Annotated in this window: 21 protein-coding genes and 1 pseudogene; 17 read left to right on the top strand and 5 right to left on the bottom strand. The window is 58.6% G+C overall.

The annotated features are described in order from the left end of the window. The first annotated feature begins 293 nt into the window (after positions 1–293). Entirely contained in the window at positions 294–1,421 is a 1,128-nt protein-coding gene (locus AB4Y44_RS40235; protein WP_368702625.1) for an ATP-binding protein, read from the top strand. A gap of 1,479 nt (positions 1,422–2,900) precedes the next feature. Here AB4Y44_RS40235 and AB4Y44_RS40230 read toward each other — a convergent pair. Continuing rightward, entirely contained in the window at positions 2,901–3,797 is an 897-nt protein-coding gene (locus AB4Y44_RS40230) for a LysR substrate-binding domain-containing protein (RefSeq protein WP_342925468.1), read from the bottom strand. Between the two features lie 99 nt (positions 3,798–3,896). Here AB4Y44_RS40230 and AB4Y44_RS40225 point away from each other — a divergent pair, with 99 nt between their 5' ends. From AB4Y44_RS40225 to AB4Y44_RS40170, 12 genes are all read left to right on the top strand, one after another. Continuing rightward, entirely contained in the window at positions 3,897–4,814 is a 918-nt protein-coding gene (locus AB4Y44_RS40225; RefSeq protein ID WP_342925469.1) for a DMT family transporter, read from the top strand. A gap of 53 nt (positions 4,815–4,867) precedes the next feature. Then, the gene (locus AB4Y44_RS40220) at positions 4,868–5,704 is read left to right on the top strand and encodes an AraC family transcriptional regulator (protein WP_342925470.1); all 837 of its coding nucleotides are present in this window, start codon (positions 4,868–4,870) and stop codon (positions 5,702–5,704) included. Between the two features lie 78 nt (positions 5,705–5,782). Beyond that, a complete protein-coding gene (locus AB4Y44_RS40215; RefSeq protein ID WP_342925471.1) occupies positions 5,783–6,880 on the top strand; it encodes a GntG family PLP-dependent aldolase in 1,098 nt (365 codons plus the stop codon). A gap of 151 nt (positions 6,881–7,031) precedes the next feature. Further along, positions 7,032–7,469: a tautomerase family protein gene (locus AB4Y44_RS40210; protein WP_342925472.1), complete on the top strand. Its 438-nt coding sequence runs from the start codon at positions 7,032–7,034 to the stop codon at positions 7,467–7,469. A gap of 53 nt (positions 7,470–7,522) precedes the next feature. Continuing rightward, a complete protein-coding gene (locus tag AB4Y44_RS40205) occupies positions 7,523–8,878 on the top strand; it encodes an epoxide hydrolase family protein (protein ID WP_342925473.1) in 1,356 nt (451 codons plus the stop codon). 87 nt (positions 8,879–8,965) lie between these two features. Beyond that, positions 8,966–9,799 (top strand): enoyl-CoA hydratase/isomerase family protein, encoded by an 834-nt coding sequence (locus AB4Y44_RS40200; protein ID WP_368702624.1) that lies wholly within the window; start codon positions 8,966–8,968, stop codon positions 9,797–9,799. Between the two features lie 35 nt (positions 9,800–9,834). Next, positions 9,835–10,746, top strand: coding sequence for an alpha/beta fold hydrolase (locus tag AB4Y44_RS40195; protein ID WP_342925486.1), 912 nt, complete (start codon positions 9,835–9,837; stop codon positions 10,744–10,746). A 22-nt stretch (positions 10,747–10,768) separates the two neighbouring features. Continuing rightward, on the top strand, positions 10,769–12,121 hold the full coding sequence (locus AB4Y44_RS40190; protein ID WP_342925487.1) for an epoxide hydrolase family protein: 1,353 nt from the start codon (positions 10,769–10,771) through the stop codon (positions 12,119–12,121). 54 nt (positions 12,122–12,175) lie between these two features. Next, on the top strand, positions 12,176–12,802 hold the full coding sequence (locus tag AB4Y44_RS40185; RefSeq protein ID WP_368702623.1) for an isochorismatase family cysteine hydrolase: 627 nt from the start codon (positions 12,176–12,178) through the stop codon (positions 12,800–12,802). 554 nt (positions 12,803–13,356) lie between these two features. Beyond that, positions 13,357–13,905: an OsmC family protein gene (locus AB4Y44_RS40180; RefSeq protein WP_368702622.1), complete on the top strand. Its 549-nt coding sequence runs from the start codon at positions 13,357–13,359 to the stop codon at positions 13,903–13,905. A gap of 134 nt (positions 13,906–14,039) precedes the next feature. After that, on the top strand, positions 14,040–14,381 hold the full coding sequence (locus AB4Y44_RS40175) for a carboxymuconolactone decarboxylase family protein (RefSeq protein WP_342925297.1): 342 nt from the start codon (positions 14,040–14,042) through the stop codon (positions 14,379–14,381). A gap of 30 nt (positions 14,382–14,411) precedes the next feature. Next, positions 14,412–15,173 carry an SDR family oxidoreductase gene (locus AB4Y44_RS40170; RefSeq protein ID WP_342925298.1) on the top strand — a complete coding sequence of 254 codons (762 nt, stop codon included), beginning with the start codon at positions 14,412–14,414 and terminating at the stop codon, positions 15,171–15,173. A 663-nt stretch (positions 15,174–15,836) separates the two neighbouring features. Here AB4Y44_RS40170 and fabF read toward each other — a convergent pair. Beyond that, a complete protein-coding gene (gene fabF / locus AB4Y44_RS40165; protein ID WP_368702627.1) occupies positions 15,837–17,105 on the bottom strand; it encodes a beta-ketoacyl-ACP synthase II in 1,269 nt (422 codons plus the stop codon). Between the two features lie 179 nt (positions 17,106–17,284). Between fabF and AB4Y44_RS40160 the strand changes: the two genes are divergently transcribed. Further along, a complete protein-coding gene (locus tag AB4Y44_RS40160; protein WP_342925299.1) occupies positions 17,285–18,316 on the top strand; it encodes an AraC family transcriptional regulator ligand-binding domain-containing protein in 1,032 nt (343 codons plus the stop codon). A 502-nt stretch (positions 18,317–18,818) separates the two neighbouring features. Here AB4Y44_RS40160 and AB4Y44_RS40155 read toward each other — a convergent pair. Both AB4Y44_RS40155 and AB4Y44_RS40150 read right to left on the bottom strand, forming a co-directional pair. Next, the gene (locus AB4Y44_RS40155) at positions 18,819–19,505 is read right to left on the bottom strand and encodes a hypothetical protein (RefSeq protein WP_368702621.1); all 687 of its coding nucleotides are present in this window, start codon (positions 19,503–19,505) and stop codon (positions 18,819–18,821) included. Between the two features lie 35 nt (positions 19,506–19,540). Then, positions 19,541–20,425: an alpha/beta fold hydrolase gene (locus tag AB4Y44_RS40150; RefSeq protein WP_368702620.1), complete on the bottom strand. Its 885-nt coding sequence runs from the start codon at positions 20,423–20,425 to the stop codon at positions 19,541–19,543. A 165-nt stretch (positions 20,426–20,590) separates the two neighbouring features. Here AB4Y44_RS40150 and AB4Y44_RS40145 point away from each other — a divergent pair, with 165 nt between their 5' ends. Together AB4Y44_RS40145 and AB4Y44_RS40140 are read left to right on the top strand one after the other, a co-directional pair. Next, positions 20,591–20,968, top strand: coding sequence for a helix-turn-helix domain-containing protein (locus tag AB4Y44_RS40145; RefSeq protein ID WP_342925302.1), 378 nt, complete (start codon positions 20,591–20,593; stop codon positions 20,966–20,968). A 628-nt stretch (positions 20,969–21,596) separates the two neighbouring features. Beyond that, on the top strand, positions 21,597–22,019 hold the full coding sequence (locus tag AB4Y44_RS40140) for a hypothetical protein (RefSeq protein ID WP_368702626.1): 423 nt from the start codon (positions 21,597–21,599) through the stop codon (positions 22,017–22,019). A gap of 80 nt (positions 22,020–22,099) precedes the next feature. Here AB4Y44_RS40140 and AB4Y44_RS40135 read toward each other — a convergent pair. After that, positions 22,100–22,552: pseudogene (locus AB4Y44_RS40135) on the bottom strand (transposase); the annotation flags it as partial. A gap of 668 nt (positions 22,553–23,220) precedes the next feature. Between AB4Y44_RS40135 and AB4Y44_RS40130 the strand changes: the two are divergent. Continuing rightward, positions 23,221–24,684: a mechanosensitive ion channel gene (locus tag AB4Y44_RS40130; protein ID WP_342925303.1), complete on the top strand. Its 1,464-nt coding sequence runs from the start codon at positions 23,221–23,223 to the stop codon at positions 24,682–24,684. The last annotated feature ends 625 nt before the right edge of the window (positions 24,685–25,309 follow it).

The raw sequence follows: 25,309 nt of genomic DNA, 5'->3' as shown, positions 1-25,309 counted from the left end.
TCACCAGCCACCCACCAGACCCGGTGACAACACCCCCCGGATCATGACTGCGACTGGGGGCGAGAATCATGCCGGGCCTGGCTGGCCAAAGCCTCGATTATCGAGGCGGGAAGATAGTAACGGGGGGGAGGCTACGCACTGTCCAGCGCGCGGTTTCAAGTTGCGACGGCATTCAAAGCGGGCATGGTTGATGCATTGATCTCAATAGGGTCGACAACGTGACCATTGAGCTGGCCGCGTCGCCTGTAGTGCCACAAAGAGAACGAGCAACGTGCGTACCCAAGGGAGATCAAATGAGCCTGGCGGACTTCATTGAAACCGATCTGCAGGGGTTAATAGACGACTGGGTCCAATACGCCCGTGCGATTAGCCGTGAGGGCGCTCAGCTGTCGGAGACCCAGTTGCGTAATTCAGCCGCCGAAATCCTGGCAGGCATTGCGGCCGACATGCGCAGCACGCAAAGTGCTGCACAGCAGGAAGCCAAGTCGCGTCGGAGTGAAGGCGGCTCGGAATCCGGGTTCGATCAGGTGGCTTATCTGCACGCGGAAGAGCGCCTTGCACACGGATTCGGGATCAACGACGTGGTGGCGGAGTTCCATGCGCTACGCGCCACGGTGCTGCGCCGCTGGCAGTTAAATTCGCCCGGCGGTGCCGAGGCTTTTCAGGAAATGATCCGGTTCAATGAGGCCATTGATCAGATGCTCAGCGAATCGGTACGGCGGTATGCGCAACAGACGAGGCGCATTGGGGACCTTTTTGCCGGCGTGCTTGCACACGACCTGCGCTCACCCCTTGGCGCGATCCTGAACTCAGCGCAACTTCTGCTGTACGACAACGAATTGTCTCCAACCAGTCTGAGAGCTGCGGCGAACGTACAACGCAGCTCAATGCGCATGAAAGAGATGATTGACGACCTCCTCGTTTTCACACGCGGCAGGCTGGGTGGCATGTTGCCGGTCAGTTTCTCTCCACAGGATATGGGGCGCATCTGCAGCGATGCGGTGGATGAGGTGCGCGCCTCCTTCCCCAACGCAGTCATTCGCCCGCGTTTCGCGGGCGACCTGCGAGGCACGTGGGATGGAACCCGTATCGGGCAACTGGTCGTCAACCTGCTGGTGAACGGCGTGCGCTATGGATCGGGCGACGTGGCCGTCGAAGCCGCCGGTCACGATGGACACGTGACTGTCGTTGTCTCGAACGAAGGCAATCCGATACCGGAAAGCGCCCTGCCTACGCTGTTTGATCCGATGACAAGGGCGAGCCTTCACAATCGGGAGGGGGCTGCTGCAGGCATGGGTCTTGGCCTCTACATCTGCAGGAGCATTGCCACAGCGCATAACGGAACTATCGGTGTTGAATCGACCGAGCACGGGACAAGCTTCACCGTCTGTATCCCGAGGTCGCCAGCGGTTTCCGGTTGATCTGTTTATCGCTGGCCGCTCGGGAACAGCTCGGTGGTGACCGCTCCTTATGCGAAAGCCGCCATCGTTGTGACACGAGTTCGGACGGCGGTTGCGGGTCAACCTACGCCCGTTGCATCAAGCACGCGTACGAAACGACCGTCGCACGCGACCGTCGAGGAGTAAGAGCGCGATCGGCTCGCGCCGGAGGAAAACGATGAAAGAGCAGGGCGGTAGTCGGCTATGAACAGTCGCCCACTCGACGCATTGCTCCGTCGTTCACGCGGCAGCTCAGCAACTCATAACCGACATCCGGCGATCCTGTACAGTTCGGGAACACATCTGTCTGTACCCATTGGGTGCGACTACCCGTCCAACCGGGCCTGTAGGCCTGAAGTAGAACGTCAAGCCGCCCGGTAAATAGCAGTCCAGATCCGTTCGCGCGCAGCACCCACGAATTGGCGGCGCATAACTACACGGCACCGGGTGCAAACGTAGTGTTCAATTGCCACTACGCCTTCACATTCACCGACGCCGATCAAGGACATATCCCCAACGAGCGACTGGTCAGCGGAACATCCTTGAAGCTTGGCGCACTCGTCGCAGAGTTCCATGATGCCATCGCCTCCGTACCTTAACAGGACCGCAGTAACGAGCAATTGAAAGAGTGAGCCTGCGCCACCAGTCTTCGGCGACGAATCTGGAGCGGATAGCCGACCTAATGCGGGATCTGGCCGCGCGAAAAAATAGAAGAGCCCGAGAACCGAGCCGGGCCGAAGCCATGCGGGGAAGCCAGAAAGATTCGAAGTTCATTCTAGGTCACCCGATTTCGCATCGCAACATGCTTCCGGATGCCCAGGCGCACGGCATGCGCAGGCTAGGTACGGGCAGTTGCTGGCTTCGTTGAGGGAAGTCAACCAGTCGGAGTGGATCGGCGCAATGATCCAACGAACCGCTGCGCTTGCGCGCACAAGTTCGCGAGCGAACAGGAGAATTATCGATGGGAATTGGGATGCAGATAACCGGGTGCGGGCTCCCAGAAAGTGCGTCGCTCGAGACAGAAGCGCTGCGTTCGCGATAGCCGGTTACAGCCATTCACTGTGCCTTTAAGATGGCGACGCGGGTCCTCGAATTAATTTCCGCGCATGGTCGGAGCGGAAAACAACAAGCGCGGCAGATCGCACTGGCGCCGCGCAGGCAGATCGTCGAGGAGACGTATTCTCGTCTGGCATGCAATCCGGTCCGAATGTCCGGTGGTCGCGGCCCAATACGGCCTCGTGCAATCTGCGACGACGGGTGCCTGCTCAGGGTCGGTTTCGGGCAAACGCGTGGGGCAGAGGTCGGCCAATTGCGCCCATTCGTAGGCGCTGATCTCTGGACATTCGGGAGGCGGCTAGACAGAAACAACCGGCCATTCGATTCGCGACAGTCACTTGAAAGCCGATCAAGCCAGTTCGGGCAGGCCGGACCTCTAATCGTCGATGTGCTATTTGGCCGACATCAAACTGCGCTTTTTACTGCCATCCTCTCGGCCATCCACGCTTTCAGCGCCTTCACACCTGGTTGAGGCTCGTTTGCATCGGGGTGTACGAGATAGTATCCCTCGGACAACGGCAACGCTTTTTCAAATGGCTCCACAAGCGAACCCACAGCAAGCTCGGTTTCCACCAGGATCGCACTGGTCAGGACAACGCCTTGCGCACGCACCGCGGCGTCAATCGCCATCAGTGACTGGTCGAACTCAATGCCGACGATCGCCTCGATCTGCTCATCGGCAAGCTTGCTGAATCGTGTCAACCACGCCCTCCAGTGAGGATGTAGCGTGTTGTGGAGCAGCGTCGCGGATTGGAGATCTTCAGGCCGCTTCAATCTTGCCTTTTTCGCGTAAGCCGGGCTGCAGAATGCTCGCGCCTCGTCGGTGCACAGCAGTTGCACCGCAAGCTGCGGGTCGACGCCATCGAAGTGCCGGACCGCGAGATCGACGGCTTCGAGCTCGAAATCGACCATTGTGGTGGATGTGGAGAGACTTAACGCGAACCCCGGATGTGCCTGCAGCAAGTCTGCCATTCGTGGGGCAAACCACTTTGCGGCAAAGCTCGGCGGCATCGAAATCCGCAGGCCTTTGCTTTGATGTTCCCGCAACCGGCGGCTCGCATGGATGATCTCCGTGAGAGCAGGTTGGATCCGCGCGAAATATGCACGACCTTCGGGGGTCGGAGTCACCTGGCGTATCTGCCTTACAAACAGGGCGACACCCAACCAAGCCTCAAGCTTCTGGATTTGCTGGCCCACCGCCCCGGGCGTCACGCTCAGCTCCTCGGCAGCGCGAGTAAAACTACCTAACCGCATTGCGGCCTCCATTGCCACCAAGGCTTTCATCGGCGGAATGAGCTTCATGGTGCAGTTTTCCTATTGCATCGGTCAATTTAAATCATTTGTACCGCGTCGTCGGCGTGACCACAATGAAGAAACGAAACTTTCTTCGAGCCCGCCAAAATGAACCCCGCCTACCTCGCCTTCGCTGCGCTCGGCCTCATCTGGGGCACCAACTTCATGTTCATGAAATGGGCGAGCGTTGACATCTCGGCGTCCCAGATCGTCTTTCTCCGGACGTTGTTCGGCTTCCTGCCTATTCTTGCAATGGCCCTGATCAGGGGTGAGCTGAAATGGCGGCATCTGCGCCATGCACATCATTTCCTCGTGATGTCGCTGCTTGCCACTGTGGTCTACTACTACGCGTTCGCGAAGGGAGCGGCGCTGCTGCTCTCCAGTGTCGCGGGCATGCTAAGCGGAGCAATCCCGCTGTTCTCATTCGTCGCCGCGTGGGCGCTATTGCGCCAGGAACGACCGACCGTGAGGATGATCGTTGGCATTGGGAGCGGATTCCTTGGCGTGTTGGTGATCGCGCAGCCATGGAATGCGGCTGGAAGCGGCGTGAATTTGCTCGGCGTCTTTTATATGGCCGCCGGCTCGCTCAGCGTCGGATGCTCGTTCGTGTACGCCCGACGGTTTCTATTCGGTCTGGACCTCTCGCCATTGGCGCTTTCTACCTGGCAAATCGGCTTCGCGCTGGTCGTGCTGAGTTGCGTGACGGAATTCCATGGCATGGGCCGTGTGACAGCTGACACGCGAGCAGCGCTTGGTCTTGTCATGGGTCTCGGGCTGTCAGGGACTGGAATCGCCTACATCCTGTATTACTTCATCGTCGGACGGCTCGGAGCGGTCGCGGCTTCCAGCGTGACGTATATCCCGCCTGTCATCGCGTTGCTGCTGGGATTGTCGATCGGTCACGAACCGATTCGGCCACTCGATCTCATCGCGATGGCGGCCATTCTCGCGGGAGTCTACCTGCTCCAGAAGCGAGCGCGTGCGAAGCCAGTCGCCGCACCACAGACTCGATCAGCAATCGGTTGAGCGTGAGCGGAGTATTGTCAGTGTGGTCGTTTGATCCGTATGGGGGCTGTTCGATGAAACCGCCGACTTCCTCCCGCCCCAATCAGGCGAAGTTCTGGTACGAGCCGTCGTTCGCTGGCTCGGAATTGCTGAGGGCCGCATACCGCACGCACCGGTTTCCTCCACACGCGCATGATGAATTCGCTTTCGGCGTGATCGAACGCGGCGCGCAGGCCTGGCTGGACGGACGTGGGCGGCGCGTCATCATGCCTGAAGGCACGATCTGTGTGATCAATCCTGGCCACTTGCATGAAGGTCGCCCCGCCACCGAAGCGGGTTGGGACTACCGGATGATCTACATGCCGACAACGGGCCTCACCGGCCTGCTCAGGGGAGAAATCGAGAATTTCCCGGGAACCTTGTACTTCCCTGCGATAGTCATCGACGATCCCCAGACGATGGAGCTGATACGAGAGGCCCATGTCTGTTCGGAGTCGAATGACGCCACGCAACTCGAGAAGACGTCGCGACTCGCGGCTGCGATCTTCCAGCTGGTGCGCCGTCACGGGCAGATGTCCCACCCGTTACCGCGATCGGCCACGATTCCGGGGGCGGTGAAACGCGCCCGCGAATATATCGACGCGCATATCGCAGAGAATCCATCGCTCGGCATCATTTCGCAGGCCGCCGGCATGAGTCCGTTTCACCTGCTTCGAGCATTCAAAGAGGCGATCGGCGTGGCGCCTCATGCTTACCTGGTCCAACGGCGCGTGGATATGGCGAAACATCTTCTCCTCAAAGGCCACCCGTTGCGGCAGGTCGCAACCGCCGCCGGATATTACGACCAGGGGCATCTGAGTCGGGAATTCCGTCGATTTTTCGGCGTTCCACCTGGCGTCGCGCGCCAGTGATATTCGCAAGATTGTCCAAACCCAAGGCGGATAGCCAGCGCACAATCCGGTGACCGCATGCCTGCTATGGAGGCAAAGATGATTGATCTGCGCAGCGATACCTGTAGCCAGCCGACCGACGCAATGCGCCAGGCGATGGCGTCCGCGGTTGTGGGCGACGACGTCTACGGAGACGATCCGACCGTCAAGCAACTGGAGCGTGAGGTTGCGGCCCTTCTTGGAAAAGAAGATGCCGTATACATGGTCACCGGGACCATGACGAACCAGGTGGCGATCCGCGCTCATACAGAACCGGGTGACGCGGTGCTGTTCGACCAGCACGCGCACGTTTATATCCTCGAGGGTGGCGCGCCCGCTGCCTTCTCCGGCGTACTGCCTCGCCTTCTTCCCGGCGTTCGGGGCGTATTCTCGCCCAAAGACGTTCTCGATGCACTGGGTAGTCCACATCGTTTCTTCCCCAGTACGATACCGGCCCCCATCAAGCTCCTTTGCCTCGAGAATACCCACAACATTGGCGGTGGAAAAATCTGGCCGATTGACCGGCTTGCGGATGTTTGCGATGTCGCGAGATCGAAAGGAATCGTGTTACATCTGGATGGCGCACGGTTGTGGCACGCGAGCGCAGCGACCAACATTCCCGAGCGTGAGTATGCGAAGCACTTTGATACGGTCAGCGTGTGCTTCTCCAAGGCGCTGGGCGCACCGATCGGATCAGCACTCGCCGGTCCCCGCGACTTCATCGCCCGGGCACGTCGTTTCAAGCAACAGATCGGCGGCGGATTCCGGCAGGCAGGCATCATTGCTGCCGCCGCGCTCTATGCGCTACGCAACCATCGCGAACGCCTGCAAGAGGACCACGAGCACGCACGGCTGCTTGCGAACGGGATCGCCGGACTACCCGGCATCTCGCTTGACGTTGCAACAGTGGAAACCAACATCGTCCGGTTTGGGATTTCTTCGCTTCCGGCCGGCGAATTCGTCGATCAACTGCACGCGAGGGGGCTCTATGTGCTGCCGTCCGGTGCGGACGGTGTGCGCGCCATCCCCTATCTCAACATTTCACGTCAGCAGATCCTGGAGGCAATCGAGATCATTGCTTCTGTCGCCGAGGAACACGCCACTGCCGCGAAGGAATCAGCGTACCAGGTCGGCGTCCAGAAAGGAGCCGTGTACTAGCCGCCAGTAGAGACATGAACGCCTGCCCGGCGCTGTTGCGAAGCATGCAATTCCGCTGCCGGGTCAGAAAGTGCCCATCCTTCCGGCTTGTTTTCGACGTGACTGACGCCGCGTTCCATGTGCCCCGATGCACCGCTTCATGGAGTTCCAGATGCCTACCTATATTGTCTCAGCAGCTGCAAACCGTTTGACCGCACAGATGAAGCAGGAGATTGCTTCCCGTATCACTGAATCGCACAGCGGCGCGACAGGCGCACAGGGATTTTTCGCTCAGGTCATCTTTCAAGACATCGCACAGGGCAACCACTTTCTCGGCGGGCGGCCGCTGAACGCCGATCATATTTACGTCCACGGGCATATCCGTGCGGGCCGGACGATGGATCAGAAACGGCAACTCCTGGCCTCCATCGTGAGTGTGATCGCAGATGCAGCCACGACGCAGAGCCGCTACGTCTGGGTATACCTTTCCGAGTTGCCGCCATCGCAGATGGTCGAATACGGCAAAGTGCTTCCTGAACCAGGATGCGAGGCCGAATGGCTTGATGCGTTGTCTACGGAAGATAAGGCGTACCTGCTCGGTCGTGGTTAGCCATCTCTTAAGCAACGCTGGCACTTCTGACTTCATTTTAAATTGACGATCAAATGGAAGACAACCGCTTTCCCCAATCGCCATCTCGCCGTCGTTTTGTTGGCGCAACGGCCGCGACCATTGCCGCAGGGTCGTTGAGTCAGCTCGCTTTCTCAGAAGCGAGTCAAGCAATTACCGAAATTGTCGACCCGGGTAGCGGCGACAAGCGCGCGGTTCGCTCGCTGCGGGTGCACGTTCCCGAACCACAACTCGTCGACCTGCGGCGACGCATCAAGGCAACTAGATGGCCCGAGCGCGAAACCGTCACCGATGACTCGCAAGGCGTGCCACTCGCGATGATTCAGAAACTCGCGCGTCATTGGTCGACAGATTACGACTGGCGAAAATGCGAAGCAAGACTGAACGCGCTGCCGAATTACGTGACCGAAATCGATGGACTGGACATTCACTTCATCCACGTTCGCTCGAAACACGACGATGCAATGCCACTCATCGTCACGCACGGATGGCCAGGCTCGGTCATCGAGCAGCTCAAGATTATTGACCCTCTTACCAATCCCACGGCCTATGGCGCGAGCGCGTCAGATGCCTTTCATCTGGTCATTCCGTCACTGCCCGGCTACGGATTTTCCGGCAAGCCCACCACGCCAGACTGGGGTGTGGAGCACACCGCGCGTGCCTGGGTCGTGTTGATGAAGCGCCTTGGCTACGCAAAATTTGCATCGCAAGGTGGCGATCTGGGTGGGATTGTTTCGAACGTTATGGCCAGGCAGGCGCCTCCGGAGTTGCTGGGCATTCACACCAACTTCCCGGCGACGGTTCCTCCGGAGATCGTCAAGGCGCTGCAAGCGGGCGATCCGCCTCCGGCCAACCTCGGAGAAGAAGAACGCCTCGCGTATGGGCAGTTGAGTGCGTTGTCCAAACGGCGAGCCTACGCAGTGGCGATGGGCACGCGCCCGCAAACGCTTTATGGCCTGGTGGACTCTCCGGTCGCGCTGGCCGGCTGGCTGCTTGACCATCCCGACGGATATGGGCAGCCAGCGGCGGCACTCATGTCGGCCGTAACTGGTCGAACGATCAACGGCCACCTGGCGGGTGCCGTAACGCTGGACGACGTGCTTGACGACATCACGCTCTACTGGCTGACGAACACCGGAGTTTCCGCAGCCCGCTTCTATTGGGCGTCGCAGTTCAACTTTTATGCAGCTGCAAACGCTACCGCTCCCACTGCCGTGAGCGCCTTTCCTGGCGAGAACTATCAGGCTCCGCACAGCTGGTCTGAACGCGCGTACCACAACCTGATTTACTACAACAGACCCGACAAGGGTGGGCACTTCGCAGCGTGGGAGCAGCCGCAATTGTTTGCGCAGGAAGTACGCACCGGCTTGAGCCCCCTGCGCAAAGCGTAGGAAATCTGCAGCACTAGCGCGCTCCATGCTCCGATTCGACAAAACAAGGTTATCGATTTTTATCACTAGTTCGTACTACAAATTTATATGCCATACACCTTCTCGACAATCAAATGCAGGGTTGACTCGGGCGTTCTGTTTGCGGCGATCGACAATCCTCCGATGAACCTCATTGACCCGTCGCTTGTGCGCGATCTGGTCGACATGCTCGAAGAACTCGAGCACGATAAGAATATTGGCGTCGTCGTTTTTTCCAGCTCTGACCCAGAGTTTTTCATTCCGCACGTCGACATCACGCGCGTGCCGGAATACACAGACGAGGCCGCGAGGATCGGCGGTCCAGCGAGCGGTGGACTGGGCGGCTTGCTGCGGCGCCTTAGCGACGCGCGCCCGGTGACTATTGCACAGGTCGCCGGTTACGCCAGAGGCGCAGGTAGCGAATTTGCACTCGCATGCGACATGACCTTTGCGTCTCGTGAGCGTGCCGTATTCGGCCAGTTTGAAGCCGGTGTCGGATCGTTACCCGGTGCGGGTGCAATTCAGCATCTGTCGCGCCTGCTTGGCCGCAACCGGGTGATGGAGGTCATCCTGTCAGGCGACGACTACGGCGCTGTTCTGGCAGAGCACTATGGCTGGATCAACCGGGCATTGCCTCATGACGAGTTGGCGCCATTCGTTGAAAGGCTGGCAAAGCGACTGGCTGGCTTCCCCCGGACGGCACTAGTCCGCAACAAGCGTCGCATCAATGACGTGACCCTTCCTCCTCTCGCGGATCTGCGGCACGACGCCGCGCTGTTCCAGCAATCCGTGCAAGAACCTGCGGTACGCACTCGTCTTCAGGAGCTCGTCGCGGGTGGCATGCAGACCCGAAGCGACCTTGAGCGAAATTTTGGCGAGGCGCTGCTTGGCCTCGGTAATTGACTGGCAATGTGTGACAGATATCCATGGAATCGAAAATGAACCGACGAGAGCATGTACGTATCCCGGTCGACGGCGGTGCGGAACTGGACGCATGGTTTTATCGACCGGCAGGCGTAGCGCGCGCGCCTGCGATTACGATGGCCCCCGGGTATGCCGGGTCAAAGGAGCACAAGCTGTATCGTTTCGCCGAGGCCTTTTCAAAGGCCGGATTCGCCGTTTTGCTCCATGACCATCGGGGCTTCGGGCCAAGCAGCGGCGAACCCCGCCAGGAAGTGGATCCCTGGAGACAGATCGCGGACTGGCGACGTGCGATCTCCTGGCTTGAATTGCGTCCCGAAGTCGACCCTTCGCGAATCGGGATATGGGGATCGAGCTTCACCGGCGGTCATGCCCTTGTATTGGGTGCCACTGACCGCAGAATCAAGGCTGTTGTCGCACAGATTCCCACCATCAGCGGATACGCTTCCGGCCTTCGACGTGTGCCGGCCGACAAGCTACCTGAACTTCATGAGCGTCTTGCAGAAGATGACCGCTCCCGTTTGCGCGGAGACGGGCCGATCTACCAAAAAGTCGTGAGCCACGACATGAGCGAACCGGCGGCGTACTACAACAAGGCGATCGTCGATTTCTATCTGCAGGACTTGCCGGAAGGCTCCTGGGAAAACCGCATTACATTGCGTTCGATACTCAACGCGCGAATGTACGAGCCAGGACACTGGATTGACCGCATATCGCCGACGCCACTCCTAATGGTGGTGGCGAAGGGCGACACCATCGCTCCGACGGACCTTGCGTTGGCTGCCTATGAGAAGGCGCTCGAACCCAAGAGGCTGACCCTCGTCGAAGGTGACCACTGCGATCCATACCTTGACCAGTTCGAGACATCGTCGACAGCTGCCCTTGAGTGGTTCATTCAGCATCTTCGGCCGGAAGCCAGCGCTCAGTAGACGGCTACCAAGGGGACATATTATGCCCAGCAAAACCTATCCAGATTTAGCCTCCCGCCGCCGCTTTTTCAGTGCGGCAGTCGCCGCGGCCGCCGGTACGCTGCTTCCATTCGATTTTGCCCAAACCAGTTATGCGGCCACTGAGTCCACGAATCGATCCAGCGGTCAGAATAGCCTTATCCATCCCTTTCGCGCTCACTTCCCAGACGCGGGGCTCACGGAATTGCGAAGGCGCATCAGGATGACGAGGTGGCCGGACCGTGAGACTGTCCCTGACGATTCACAAGGCGTGCGACTCACGATGATGCAGGAGCTCGCGCACCACTGGGCAACGGACTACGATTGGCGCAAGTGTGAAGCGAAGCTGAATGCCTTACCCCAGTATGTCACGGAGATAGATGGGCTCGATATCCACTTCATTCACGTCCGGTCAAGACATGAGGATGCGTTACCCCTCATCGTCACGCACGGCTGGCCAGGGTCGGTGATCGAGCAGTTGAAGATCATCGGTCCACTTGTCAATCCAACGGCATTTGGGGCGAGTGCATCGGATGCATTCAATCTCGTGATCCCGTCTCTTCCCGGATATGGCTTTTCGGCAAAGCCAACCACCACTGGCTGGGGGCCTGAGCGCATCGCGCGGGCGTGGGTCGAGTTGATGAAGCGGCTTGGATACCCCCGCTTTGTGTCACAAGGCGGCGATTGGGGGGCCATTGTTTCGAATGTGATGGCGAAACAGGCACCTCCGGAACTGCTGGGTATTCATGTCAACCTGCCGGCTACCGTGCCACCCGACATTTCAAAGGCGCTCCAGAGCGGAAGTCCGCCACCGGGCAGTCTGTCAGCCGATGAAAAGCTCGCCTATGAGCAGCTAGGCAACCTGTACTCCAGGCATCTGGGCTATGCCGCTGAAATGAAGACACGCCCGCAAACGCTTTATGGATTGGCGGATTCACCTGTTGCCCTTGCGGCCTGGCTCCTTGATCACGGCGACGGATATGCCCAGCCAGCGACGACACTCACCTCGGCCGTGCTGGGCCATGAGGTGGACGGCCACTCCGCTGGCGAACTGACGCGTGACGATGTCCTCGACAACATCACCTTGTATTGGTTGACGAACACCGGGATTTCATCGGCGCGTATTTACTGGGAGAGTCACTTACGGGCACTCGATGCCGCTGACGTTTCCATCCCGGCTGCCGTCACGGTTTTTCCAGGGGAGCTTTATCAGGCCCCCAGAAGCTGGACCGAACAGGCGTACCACAAACTCAACTACTACGGCAGGCCGGCCGACGGCGGGCACTTTGCGGCGTGGGAACAGCCGCAATTGTTTGCAGAGGAGGTTCGTGCGGGGTTTCGACACCTGCGCGCGTAAGCAGCGTATTTGCTGCAACACAGTTTGTCTTGCCATCCTTCAGGACCATTCCACATGCATCCCCAACCGTATAGCGCCAAGTCGACCGCACTACTGCTTGTCGATCCATATAACGACTTCCTGTCAAAAGATGGCAAGGTCTGGCCGTTTATCAAGGACATCGCAGACGAGGTGAGGTTGCTCGATAACCTCCGCGCCATCCACAAGGCTGTACGGGATGCCGGTATCCAGATCGTGATCGTCCCACACCGTCGCTGGCAGCCGGGTGACTACCAATGCTGGTGCCACCCTAGCCCAAGCCAGCGGAAGATCATGCAAGGCCATCACTTCGCCAGGGGCGAATGGGGTGGCGACTGGCATCCCGAATTCGCTCCTCAACCCGGCGACATCGTCGCGCAGGAGCATTGGGGCTCAAGCGGCTTCGCCAACACTGATCTCGATTTCCAGCTCAAGCAGCATGGCATCACACACGTCGTAGTGGTGGGATTGCTCGCCAACACCTGCATCGAGGCCACCGCGCGATATGCAACGGAACTCGGCTATCACGTGACCCTCGTCAAGGACGCCACGGCTGCCCTCAAACGCGAAATGATGCACGCGGTACACGAACTGAACGGACCGACGTACGCGCACAGTATCCTTAGCTCGCGCGACCTCATCGCGGCCATACCGACGGTCTGAGTTTCCCCCACCGGGGGCGCTTAGTGCGAGAGCGGTCTCGCCCGTACTGATCCACGGGCACTCATTCGACTTGCAAATCCCACGCGATGTCACAGCGACCCTTCTGTGTGCCGGCAAGCGTGCCCCCGTCGCCAGCTCTTGCTGATGGCGATCAGTTGCACGCTCGCCCCGGTCATTTACAGCTATCAACGTCCGTAGTTGCGCGATCCCGTCGGACTCCCGGCTATTCGCGACTCCGCTCGCACCGGCCGATGGCTCCCATCGGTTCAATGCGTTGGATCACCAACGCGGTGTGTACAAAAACCGCAATTTTATCCATAAGGACACGGGGGTAAGGCAGCGAAAATGGCGGTTCGGTGCTGTTACCGCAGTGAGGAAGCATGCCAGGCACCTGTCCCGGTATATAGGCAACTTCGCCGGATTGATGTGGAGAGTCAAGCCTTTTCCTCGCGAACGACGAGTCGTGCCCATAGCCACCCAACTAGCACTGCTTCCGTTGATTCAAGTTGAATGACGCAGTCGTCATCACCACCGGTTGAAAATAGGAAGTCGGAATGAACACACTCATCAATGGCATTGATACAGCGGCTGTCACCCAGATGGCCGCCCGCGCAGTCGCCTCTGGCACGAATCCGAAGGCGAGATTTGAAGTGAACACCCGCTGGGACGGCCAAACCCGTATGGTTGCAACCGTTGACGGGTACAGTCTGGGCGGTGAGCACTATGCGCGTGCCTTTACCATCGTCAGCGACGAACCGACTGAGCTCGGCGGCCACGATACCGGCCCGAATCCGGTCGAGTTGCTGATGGCCGGCTTGAATGCCTGCATTTCGGTGACGTACGCGACCGTCGCTGCAATGAAAGGCATTTCCATACGCTCGTTGAGGATTGAAACGTCTGGTGAACTCGATACTCGAGGCTTCCTGGGAGTTGACGAAGCTATTAACCCTGGATTCAACGAAATTCACTATAGAGTTCAGATTGAGGCGGATGGTACGCCGGAGCAGATCAGCGAAATCCATCAAACGGTTCTAAAAAGGTCGGTGAACCTTGCAAACCTCTCCAAAGCCGTTCGCATGGTACCGACGCTCAAAATCGCATAAACCTGAGAACAACGCCTCCCGTTGCATCCATCTACCGTAACCCCCGTCGCGGAGCAAACCTGACAGCATTCACCCGTATGACCTTTTCCGAGATATATGTATTTCGGACTGCAAATTTAATTGGAGTTATTCGCATGCTTGACTGGAAAGAGACGATCCAAAGCACCACTATTCGCCTCAAGGAACTGTCCACACGTACGCCTGACACCTTGCGGGGCGCAGCCCTTCTGGGTGGTGCCGGCGCGAAAACCAATCACCTTGGTGCCAAGACGCGCGAACTCATCGCGCTGGCCGTGGCGGTTACTACGCGCTGTGATGGTTGTATCGCCTTCCATGCCGCTGAAGCAGTAAAGCTTGGCGTTTCCAACGAAGAGATGGCTGAAGCCCTCGGCGTAGCCATCAACCTGAATGCTGGTGCTGCCCTGGTGTATAGCACACATGTGCTCGACGCCATGGAAACACTCAAGCAAGCCTGACCACATAGACACTGAATAGGAGTTCACAACATGCTGAAAGGTAAAACTGCACTAGTCACCGGCGGAACCTCGGGCATTGGACTGGCCACCGCAAAATTGATGCACGCAAACGGCGCGCGTGTCGTCATCGCCGGACGCGAGCCCAGCAAGCTCGAATCTGCGCGCATGGAGATCGGCGATAACGTGATTGCGCTGGAAGTCGACGTGCTTTCCCGGGCCAGCCTCACGAAGATGGCATCAGAGATCAAGCAGGCAGTTGGCCAACTGGACGTGTTTTTTGCCAACGCCGGCGTCGCTTACGTAACGCCGCTGGCGACAACCACGGAGGACGCGTATGACGCCCTTATGGACACAAATGTCAAATCCGTGTTCTTCTCCCTACAGGCCGTCGAACCCATCCTGCGCGAGGGTGCCTCGGTGATCCTGAATACCGCGTGGCTCAACCAGGTCGGCGTCCCCGGTCGAGCGGCCCTGTCCGCGAGCAAGGCAGCGGTGCGTTCGTTCTCCAGGACGTTCTCGGCAGAGTTGTTGCCGCGGCGCATCCGCGTCAACGCGGTGAGCCCGGGACTGATCGACACGCCGATTCTGCGTGGCGTCGGGCAGTCTGAACACCCGGGTCAGACCGAGGGTGAGTTCAAGGAGTATCTGGCAGGCGCAGCAAAGCTGATCCCCTTTGGACGTCTTGGGCGTCCCGACGAAATCGCTGAAGCCGTAGTGTTCCTCGCAAGTGACGCCTCTGGCTACATGCTGGGCTCCGAGCTGGTTGTCGACGGAGGCCTTTCCGAACTTTGACGGGTTCCGTCTGTGCGAGGACTTCGCGTTACTGAACGCGAAAAACATTGATAGCCTCGATTGAATAGTGGCACGAGTTCACCGGCAGCGAAACTAGGTCAATGGGCTCGTGCCGTTGGCATGCAGCTTCTCTAGAGCAACAAATACGAAGATTAAGCCCAACGTAAAGTAAAAGTGCTGATGGTCCTTCTCGCAAGAGCGGGGCTATCAAGCGCCGGATGATCGACCGTCCGCCAAGGCCGTGTAACAACACGAAATTACCCCGTTTTCGGATGTCTCCTTGCCCTTCCTCAAGGGCCGCGAAGCCGGACCGGAGCTTTTCAGGAAGATTGACTATCGCGCCGAACGTCGACGTCACAAGTTTTGATATACCCGCTAAATTCTGTCGCTTATCCCGCGGTTACCAGAGTAGGGGGAGCGGCCGCTATGCCGCTAGAAGCCGTCGTTCGGTCACTGTGTCGCCGAGAGGCCGAAATGGGTCGGCTCCAGCCGACCGCGTCGGGCGGCAGTCGGCCCAGACAACGGACTTTCGAAATGAAACTGCGGTACCAGATTTGAAACGGGTATTGGCAAGCGTTATGCCAGCAGGCACGGGTCCTTTGCTGAATCGGCGAACGGCGCCAAGGCCTGCGATCGAGCGCTTCCTTCAGCTCGCAGGCACGATCAAAGTCGACGGAATAGCAAGCTGGCATTGACGCCCCCAAAACCAAAGCCATTGGAGAGCGCATATTCAGTCGATATTTTTCGGGCCGATCCGCTAACGATGTCGATTCCTTCCGATGCAGAATCAGACAGTGTCAGGTTCAGTGTAGGAGGCGCCAGCTGGTCGCGCAGCGCAAGCACGGTGAATATTGCCTCCACGCCGCCAGCCGCCCCCAGCAAATGTCCTGTCGATGACTTGGTGGCCGATACAGCGGGACCTCGTTCTATTCCAAATACGGCTCTAATCGCAGCCAACTCACTGATGTCACCTACCGGCGTGGACGTCGCATGGGCGTTCAAATGCCCAATCAGCTCCGGTTCAAGGCTCGCCTGCTGGATTGCCAGCTCCATCGCTCGTCGTCCACCAGCACCGTCTTCTGGTGGAGACGTCATATGGTGTGCGTCGGCGCTCGTGCCATAACCGACCACTTCCGCAATCGGAACTGCGCCTCGCCGCAACGCGTGCTCCAGTTCTTCTATGACGATCATGCCGGCACCTTCTCCCATGACAAAGCCATCTCGTTCTGCATCGAACGGGCGGGATGCTTGTTTGGGACGGTCATTAAAGGCCGTCGACATGGTTCTTGCGGCGGCGAATGCGCCCAGGCTGACACGATCGATGCAGGCCTCGGCTCCGCCACACACCGCAATATCGGCTTCGCCAGCACGAATGAGGCGCGCTGCGTCGCCAATGGCCTGTGCGCTGGCAGCACAGGCAGTAACCGGTGCCCCCAGGGGGCCGCGAAATCCATGGCGAATAGATATTTGGCCAGCTGCCATATTGGCCAGGAAACTGGGAACGGTAAAGGGAGAAAGCCGCCTTGGTCCGCGGTTATCTGTGATCCTGACCGCGTCCACGATCGCACCGAACCCGCCTACGCCAGACGCCACAATTGTTGCCGTCCTTTGGCGAGCGTCTTCAGTTTCAGGTTGCCAGCCGGCTTGCTTCAAGGCTGCTTGCGCCGCGCTCAGCGCAAACAGACTGAAGCGGTCCATCTTCTTCTGATCCTTGGGTTCAACTGCGAGGGCAGGATCGAACCCCCACGGGCAGCCGGACGTCAACATTGGCACGACGCCACCTACCTTGGACGCAATCCCTTCCGAGACGTCCTCAGGCAACCCGGTCAGGCCTGAATGACCGTTCAACAGACGGTTCCATACGGATTCGACCTCACATCCCAAGGGGGACACGATACCCATGCCAGTCACGACAATACGTCTCGAATTCAAACTAAGCCTCCCTTTTCGATTGACGAAGCCACGCTGCCAGAGATTGGCGCAATGCGCCATCTGGCAACCACCATAAACTTCGAGCACTGCGGAAATTCCGGCCAGTATAAGCACTAGAAGGATGGAGAATTGGCGCATCGCGCCAATCGATGTACAAAGTGCGCCATAATGAGCGGACCATGAATCTGTCTCGGCAAAGCCCTCTCACTCTTTCAGCGCACTTCTTGCATGGGATGTTGCGCTTCATTCGCATGCGTCACGGAAAAGACGTGGCAACGCGCGCACTCGCAAGCGCCTCCATTCCCCAGTCCCTTCTCGATCAGCCGGATGCACGAATGACACGCGAGCAATATGTCGCGTTGTACAGGACGGTTGCGGCCACACTCGATGATGAGATGCTGGGCCTATGGTCCAGGCCAATCCGCGGTGGCACGTTAAAGTATCTGATGCTCAGTTTGATGGACGCGCCCACCGTGTTGGTAGCGTTTAATCGTTTTGTTCGCTTCTGGAATTTGCTGCTGGATGACTACCGGCTACAGATTTCAACGAAGAATAATCTGGTGCGCCTCGCGCTAGTGGAAAGGACGTCCGGCACGCAGGTTACGCCACTCGGACATGAGTTAATAATGAAGCTCGCTCACGGCATTGCATCATGGCTACTAGGCAGAGAGATCATCCTGCACCGTGTCGAGTTCAGCTTCGCGAGGCCGAGGCACGTAGACGATTATGCGTTCCTGTTCCCCGGCGCAGTGCACTTCGATACACGGGTGACGAGTATTTATTTCTTGTACCAGGACTGCGCGGAATTATTCAAACGCGAGAAGCACGAGCTATGGGCATTCCTGAAACGTGCTCCTGGAGACTGGACATTCAGTGCATTGCATCACGGTTCCATTGTGGCCAAGACGCGGGAATATCTTGAACAGAACATCGCGAGGGCGGTGACGATACAGGATCTTGCAGAAGCATTGCACACGTCTGTACGCACGCTCAACCGCCGGTTTGCAGAGGAGGGAACGCATTTCCAGCTGGTGAAAGACGGACTGCGACGGGATATTGCAGTTCATCGGCTGACAAACTCAAACACGAGCGTGGCGGTGCTAGCTTTTGATCTCGGCTTTTCCGATGCCAGCGGCTTTTGTCGCGCATTCAAGCATTGGACCGGCAGCAGTCCTTCTGACTATCGCAAGGGCAGCCGTCACGGTGAGTGACGAGAATTTGCTATTTCTGCGCCATCGCATCCCAGTGGAGTTTGCTATCGACTCGGCCCGTGAACACATGGGCCGAGCGGTACGCAGCTTTCATCCAGCGCACAGGCATCGGAAAGGTGGATAGCACTCCTGGCCGGCCGGGGTAACAGGCTAACCGACGATTGGGTTCCGCGCGGCCAACGTGGCAAAGCTGTCGTTTGGAGCCAGTCAAGAGACGCCGTCTTTTAGGGTTCAGTGGAGCAGATCGCGCGATTTTGCCCCCAAACGAGTCGTAGACGTCGCTTCCGAGTCCAACCGACTCCACTGTAATGGCTGTGACGCCCGTGACTTTCTTTGCCCAGCCGGCCAGGTTCAGGTTCGCGTCGAATTCCGGAGACGCAGGCTGCCAGTAGGCGGGTTGGGAGAGATGGAAGGCATCCGAACCGGCGTCCACTAACAGGCGAAGCCACGCTTCGAGTACTTTTGGCGTCCCGGCAAGCCGCGCGCGGAAGTCCTTCGGCTTTCATTGCGAGAGGCGAAGAATCACCGGAAATCCAGGGGCCACCACCGACATGATCGCGTTCAGCACCTCGACTGCGAAGCGTGAACGCCCGAGGAGCGTCGATCCGCCATATTGGTCGTTACGTTGGTTGAACTCCTCCAGGAAAAACTGATTGATGAGGTAGCCATGCCCACCGTGCAGTTCGACGCCGTCGAACCCGAGCCGCTCGGCATCCGCAGCGGCTTGCGCGAAAGCATCAATAGTGTCCGCGATGTCGGAGTCGCTCATCGGCTGAGTCACGTGTTCGCCGCTTACAGATATACCCGATGGGCTCTCATAGTGAGCGGACAAAATCCGCTCGGTCCTTCCGTTCGAACGCTTACTTCCTACGTGCCACAGTTGCGGTGCAATGCGTCCTCCAGCGGCGTGGACCTCGTCGACTACCTTCCTCCAGCCGGCGAGTGCAGCCTCGCCATGAAAGTGTGGGACATCCGGATCGTCGAGTGCGGCCGCGCGCCTGACGCCGGCTCCCTCCGTGATGATGAGACCGACGCCGTGCGCCGCGCGTCGCCGGTAGTACGCGGCGACTTCGGCGGTCGGTATGCCGCCCGGAGAGGAAGACCGTGTCATCGGAGCCATGACGACGCGATTAGGCACGGTGAGAGCATTGAGCCGATAGGGGCTAAGCAGAATGTCGAGATCGGACACCAGGTTCTCGTGATTCGAGTGGGCCAGGCCGTTGGTTATAGCGCGTCAATCCACGCGGTAATCGCAGTGTTCACGTCGCTACTGCGGTCCTGCATGATCCAGTGGCCTGTATCGGTCCATACGTCCACCTTCGACTTCTGATGCGTGAACCAGGGGCGCATGCGATTCGCCTGCTCGGGGTCGCGGCACAAGTGATAGAAGGGCACCGTAAGGCTCTTGCAGAACGTTGCGCTCGCCTCTCCAATGCCGACCTGATCGTTGCCGAAGAACAGCGGACCGAAGGATTCCCGCACGACATGCATGGGCATGCCTAGCACGCGCCTCGCGTGCCAACGCTTGAATGCCGGGTTGGTGTTGCGGTCGTAAACAAGCTGAAACAAGGCTGGGACCACGATGCCGGGATCGCTCGCATTCAGGTCATGCGTGGTTTTCGCAAAGAGCTCGGCTGCAGCGCCGGAAAAGCCGAGCGAGCCGTCGACGGACACGACTGCACTGACCAGATCGGGGCGCTTCGCGGCGAGTCGGGCGGCGATCTGACCACCCATCGAATGCCCGACGAGAATGAATTTTTGTCCGGGGTACTTCGTCGCGGCAAACGTCTCGATGTCCGCTACGTAGTCGGCAGGCGTATAAGTCCCAGGCGGCGTCAGCTCCGATCTACCATGTCCGCGTAAATCGACGGCAACGACGCGATATCGGCTTTCGAAGAACGACAGTTGCCAACTCCAGTCATGGGAATCGCAAGTCCAGCCGTGGAGAAACATGACGTTCTTTCCTGCGCCTGTCTCTGTCGCGAACAATGTGGCCGGTGGTTTCGTTGCAGCAAGGGTTTTATGGTTGCCGATGGTGGCGGCAATCGTTGCCGCGCCGGCGATCTTCAGCATATTGCGACGGGAAGGGTCACGCTGTTTAATTTCCATTTGGCTTCCTGACTTAATACTCAAAAACCATGACGAGCCCTGGCAGACTGTGTGATTGACATGATCGCCGCGCGCAGAGCAACTAACTTGGCGCCATGTTATACATTGGATATCTGCAGTCAATTACGCACCTTGAGGTGCGTAGATATACGCGAGGATACCGACATGACTTGCGAGGTGGACCAGCTGTTCTTTGCGGACTGCGCCGCGCGGTCCTTTTTCGATCAGGTTGCAAACAAATGGTCAGTGATGATTCTTACGCTGCTGACGCAGAAGCCAACGCGCTTCAACGAGATCAAGCGCAGGCTGGAAGGAATCACGCACAAGGCGCTCACGCAGGCGTTGAGACGCCTTGAACGCAATGGCCTCATCTCCCGGGAGGTGCTGAATACTTCGCCCGTAGCAGTCGAGTATTCGATCACGGACCTCGGGCGGACGCTCCAAGTCCCGTTTGGTGCAGTGTATGACTGGTCGATCAAACACCTGCATGTGATCGAGCAGGCGCAAAAGGCCTATGACCAGCAGGCATTACGGGAGCAATAAGCTTGCCAAGCCATTTCATCAGTCCAGAGTGGCTGATAGGTCCTGCGTAGCGCGCGGTTGCCTTTTTCATTGTGGCAACTGACCCCAGTGGGTCGGCTGCAGAAGTTTGACGCTGCGAGAGTGCCAGCAATGACCGACCAGTGACGGATTTCCGAGTCCGGCCACATCCGGCCGTTCGACATCGACGCATGAATCGTCGACAATCAGGTTCGTCGCCTCTACCGGCATCTGTCCGGCCATCCCTGTTGAGGGCGGAAAAACCTTGGAGGAGTCTTCTGTGGCATGCGCCCGATGCGAGGACCTTTGCGTTCGGTATGCGATCGGGCATCCTCGCGAGCTACGCAAAGCGATACAGATCGCAGCGGAGAACATCGCGGATAAAACGCTCGTAGAAGTGATTCCCGACAGCCCTTGCGTCTCCGTCTCATTTGACAAACTCGCGGCGGGTGCCGCATGGGACGACTACGTCGAGTACCATTTTCGCTGCCGGCATTGCAATGAAGCTTTTTCGTTGCGCGCGGAAACGTATCACGGTAGCGGTGGGTACTGGGAGCCGAAAGACCCAGCTTCGATACGCGACAACATCACCAACTAGCCGCGAACAGCCAGGAGCGGCCGATTGACGTCTGTGCCGGGTTCTTCGGCAATCTGCAACGACCGGCCACGACTTGATGTCGTTAGACAAATCTTCTTCGACATGGCACACGAATACCTCGTCATTTTTCAATACCACGAGCCTGAACCCCGACAGCTATTCGAGCGCGGAGTGATCGAAGGCTATGAATCGACGACCGGAGTTTTCATCGCGGCGGAGGCAGCAGAAGATGCTTTGATTTGGTGCGAGGCAATCGCCCAAGAGGTCCTTTGGCGCTGCAATGACGACAGGTCGATAGATTGGAAGCAGTTGGGGTATTCGTGTTGGATTGAACCCGATCCCGATACATCGTCATGGAGTCATTGTTTGGGCTTCTTTCAGCATGTGGGGGTCGGCGAAATGCCCAATGTCGACGCCATGGGTACTAACGCCTACGTTATCTGGCAGAAGGGATAGCGCGACTCTCCCGCCACACGCCGTCCCAATGACAGGTTTTGAGAAATGCGAGGGACCGCTTCACGCCCTGAGTCACTCAGTCAAGCTTTTGGAGGGGGAACCGTGAGGTTTGCAAGAAGGGGCGAGCCTCGCTTCCTCAGTGCGTTCAGGTAGATGCTTTCATCGTATCGTGTCCCGGTCTGCCAGCAACGGTAGAGGATGCGTATCCATTTGAACGCCAGCGCGCGTACGGCAGCCTGATAGGAGCTGCCCTTCGCACGCTGCTGGCGGTAGAAGGCGCCGGCCCAGAACGATTTGTTGATAGTCTGACCGGCCCATTCGACGAATGTCTGACGCAGGAATTTTGGGCATTGCCAGCGCCAATGTACCCAGCACTTCTTCCCGCTGCGCTGCGTGACCGGCGCGATGCCGGAGTACTTCTGCAACTCGGCTGCGTTCTGGAAGCGATCACGCTGCTCGCCGAATGCAGCAAGCAGGCGAGGTGTCAGATGCGCACCCGCTCCGGGGAGGGAATCGAAGAGAGCGAAGTCGGGTTGCGCGTGCGCAACTGTCGCGATCGCTCTGATCGTGGTTGGCCTAATTGCCGCGTCGGGATTTGCCACTGACTTCGCTTTTCGGTGCTTCTTCGCGGGTGCGAGAGCCGCGGTATATTAAGGCTGTTTCCCCGATGTGGCCTGCGTTTTTTTGCGCTGAAATCTCGTACGCGGCACAACTGGTAAGCCTCTGCGAACAGGAGCGGTTGTCGCATACAGGGGCTCCGACGCTGACGCCTTCGGAAAGCGATTCGGGCCAGGCGTCTCATGCACATTCGAACCAGCCATTCGTCTGCAAAGGGCCTGAATGGCCGGATGGGTCGATCCAGGTCAGCCAGTTCGGCGTCGGGGTCTATCCTTGCTTTGCTATGGGACCAAAGTCTCATTGCGATTGACCGAAACGCTGGCCACACTTGACGGAGCTCGACCCATCGCGGCGATCGTTCTTCAAGTGCAGGTCTGGATGCGTGACGTGTCGCTTTCGGGGTCCAACTTTTCGTGGCTAGAAATTTGATGACCGTGCTGGCAACGTCCAAGCGGTCAGACTTCCCGAAACCGACCGGGGAAAGTGTCTTCGATTGATCTTGAGGCCGGCGGCAGATGTCCCGTCTGCCCAAGCCTGTCGGTTACCGATTTAGGATCGCATCGTCCGTTTTTGGGAGCAACAAATGGACTTGTCCGGATTTCTGACTGCAATCGAAAACACCCTGGGCGCCTATTTACCCAAGATCGCTGGCGCGGTCGGCATCCTTGTAGTCGGCTGGCTGATTGCCGTGATCGCACGCGCGGGCACTCGCAGGCTATTGTCCGCACTCAAGGTCGACCACCGCATCGCCGAGAGCACCAAGCAAGTGGCGCAAGTAGAGAACATCATCGCGGGCGGCCTGTTCTGGCTCATTCTGCTCATTACCGCAGTCGGGGTCTTCAATGTCCTGAACCTGAACGAGGTGTCCAATCCGTTTTCGCTCCTTGTTGCCAATATTGTCAGCTATTTGCCGAACCTGATCGGCGGCACTGCACTCGCCCTCATCGCCTGGCTGATCGCGTCGCTGCTGCGAAGCGTGGCAGATAAAGCGCTGCGCGCGAGCAGACTCGACAGCAAGCTGTCCGAGACGGCTGGCATGCGGCCAATGAGTGCCTACGTGGGTGATGTACTGTTCTGGCTCGTGATCCTGATGTTCATTCCGGCCGTTCTGGCTGCATTCAATGTGAACGGTTTGCTGGGTCCCGTTCAAAGCATGATCGACAGGCTGCTGGCGATTGTGCCCAACCTTTTCGCCGCCGCAGTTATCGGCTTCGTAGGCTGGGTGCTTGCGAAGATCCTGCGCGGTCTCGTCATCAACCTGCTGGTGGCCGCCGGTGCGGACGCGCTCACGGAGAAGCTCGAAAGTCCCGCCCCGGTGCGGCTGTCGAGCCTCGCCGGAACGGTGATCTACATTCTGGTGTTTGTCCCGACGCTAATCTCTGCGCTCGATGCGTTAAAGATCGAAGCGGTGTCACAACCCGCTACGCATCTGCTCGATCAGTTCCTTAGCGCAGTGCCGGACATCATTGCGGCGGTGGTGATCCTGCTTGCCACGTTCTACGTGGCGCGCTTCGTTGGGTCACTGGTGGAGAAGCTGCTGATCGCGGCCGGCGTGGACGGGCTGCCAATGGTACTCGGCCTCGAGACGGTCTTTAACGGCGTGTTGCAGCCGTCGACGCTGGCCAAGCGCCTGGTCATTTTCTTTGCGATGCTGTTTGCCGTGGTGGAGGCCGCGAATCGACTCGGCTTCACGCAGGTCCGCGACGTGGTCACGCTGTTTATAGAGTTCAGTGCGCACATTCTGACAGGTAGTGTGATCCTGATCATCGGATTCTGGCTTTCAAACCTCGCAAGACGTGTGATCGAACAGGCAGATCGCGAGCACAGCGTACTGCTCGCCCGAATCGCACAATTCGCGATTCTAGGACTCGTGTTCGCGATGGGGTTGCGCGCGATGGGCATCGCAAACGAAATCGTGCAAATTGCGTTTGCCCTGGTATTGGGCGCTATCGCGGTGGCAGTGGCGCTGTCGTTCGGACTCGGCGGACGCGAGGCGGCCGGCAAGCTGCTTGATCGCTGGTTCGGAGCCCCCTCCGGCAAGGAGTAACGGGCTCGAATTCGAGCCCGTCTCCGGTTTTCGATGACGCACGCCTTTGTTCCAGTGGTCACGTCGCCCAATGTGCACGCCGCTGGATCGCAAAGCGCCCATTCGCAAACATTCGGCGAACCCGGAGAACCCGCCAATGCACGCCGATGACTCGAACCGGACATCGTCCGTCGCGCTTTCGATGTGTGTGGCCGCCTCTCATGTGCACGAGCACCCGTGGTCGCCGACATAGCGGCAGGCGTCGGGGACCTTTGCTGGCCGGCGACGTAGCGATGGACCGATCACCGCTCGGACAGTCGAGTCCGCGCGACTCGATGTGGGCGAGTGAATGGCCTTTATATACTCGAAAGCCGCCGTCGCAAACTGCAGTGGGTCAAACGGCGGCAGTGGGTGGCGGTCATTGACGTCCGCGCTTCAATGGCGCCTTCGGGTTGCTTATGCCTGTTGCATGAGAGACGTGGGCCGGCCATGAAGCGACGCTCGACTCGTCGAACTGAACGTAAGCGGTGATTTCAGCACACCGAATAAAGAATCGTTTGCGACAGACGGGCAAGCGCAGCCGTACCGCGACGGTCGGGGTCAACCGACGATGTCCGCGTCGAGGTGATCAGCCTGCGCGTGGGCC

It is taken from the genome of Paraburkholderia sp. BR10937, from assembly GCF_040965695.1.
Classification (GTDB): Bacteria; Pseudomonadota; Gammaproteobacteria; order Burkholderiales; family Burkholderiaceae; genus Paraburkholderia.
The sequence above is the reverse complement of the archived record's forward strand: the minus strand, read 5'-3'. Positions and strand labels throughout refer to the sequence as shown.

What these genes read in the sequence shown, in the direction of transcription:
- AB4Y44_RS40235 (WP_368702625.1), top strand. Translation starts at nt 294, where the DNA reads ATGAGCCTGGCGGACTTCATTGAAACCGATCTGCAGGGGTTAATAGAC.
- AB4Y44_RS40230 (WP_342925468.1), bottom strand. Translation starts at nt 3,797, where the DNA reads ATGAAGCTCATTCCGCCGATGAAAGCCTTGGTGGCAATGGAGGCCGCA.
- AB4Y44_RS40225 (WP_342925469.1), top strand. Translation starts at nt 3,897, where the DNA reads ATGAACCCCGCCTACCTCGCCTTCGCTGCGCTCGGCCTCATCTGGGGC.
- AB4Y44_RS40220 (WP_342925470.1), top strand. Translation starts at nt 4,868, where the DNA reads ATGAAACCGCCGACTTCCTCCCGCCCCAATCAGGCGAAGTTCTGGTAC.
- AB4Y44_RS40215 (WP_342925471.1), top strand. Translation starts at nt 5,783, where the DNA reads ATGATTGATCTGCGCAGCGATACCTGTAGCCAGCCGACCGACGCAATG.
- AB4Y44_RS40210 (WP_342925472.1), top strand. Translation starts at nt 7,032, where the DNA reads ATGCCTACCTATATTGTCTCAGCAGCTGCAAACCGTTTGACCGCACAG.
- AB4Y44_RS40205 (WP_342925473.1), top strand. Translation starts at nt 7,523, where the DNA reads ATGGAAGACAACCGCTTTCCCCAATCGCCATCTCGCCGTCGTTTTGTT.
- AB4Y44_RS40200 (WP_368702624.1), top strand. Translation starts at nt 8,966, where the DNA reads ATGCCATACACCTTCTCGACAATCAAATGCAGGGTTGACTCGGGCGTT.
- AB4Y44_RS40195 (WP_342925486.1), top strand. Translation starts at nt 9,835, where the DNA reads ATGAACCGACGAGAGCATGTACGTATCCCGGTCGACGGCGGTGCGGAA.
- AB4Y44_RS40190 (WP_342925487.1), top strand. Translation starts at nt 10,769, where the DNA reads ATGCCCAGCAAAACCTATCCAGATTTAGCCTCCCGCCGCCGCTTTTTC.
- AB4Y44_RS40185 (WP_368702623.1), top strand. Translation starts at nt 12,176, where the DNA reads ATGCATCCCCAACCGTATAGCGCCAAGTCGACCGCACTACTGCTTGTC.
- AB4Y44_RS40180 (WP_368702622.1), top strand. Translation starts at nt 13,357, where the DNA reads ATGAACACACTCATCAATGGCATTGATACAGCGGCTGTCACCCAGATG.
- AB4Y44_RS40175 (WP_342925297.1), top strand. Translation starts at nt 14,040, where the DNA reads ATGCTTGACTGGAAAGAGACGATCCAAAGCACCACTATTCGCCTCAAG.
- AB4Y44_RS40170 (WP_342925298.1), top strand. Translation starts at nt 14,412, where the DNA reads ATGCTGAAAGGTAAAACTGCACTAGTCACCGGCGGAACCTCGGGCATT.
- AB4Y44_RS40160 (WP_342925299.1), top strand. Translation starts at nt 17,285, where the DNA reads ATGAATCTGTCTCGGCAAAGCCCTCTCACTCTTTCAGCGCACTTCTTG.
- AB4Y44_RS40150 (WP_368702620.1), bottom strand. Translation starts at nt 20,425, where the DNA reads ATGGAAATTAAACAGCGTGACCCTTCCCGTCGCAATATGCTGAAGATC.
- AB4Y44_RS40145 (WP_342925302.1), top strand. Translation starts at nt 20,591, where the DNA reads ATGACTTGCGAGGTGGACCAGCTGTTCTTTGCGGACTGCGCCGCGCGG.
- AB4Y44_RS40130 (WP_342925303.1), top strand. Translation starts at nt 23,221, where the DNA reads ATGGACTTGTCCGGATTTCTGACTGCAATCGAAAACACCCTGGGCGCC.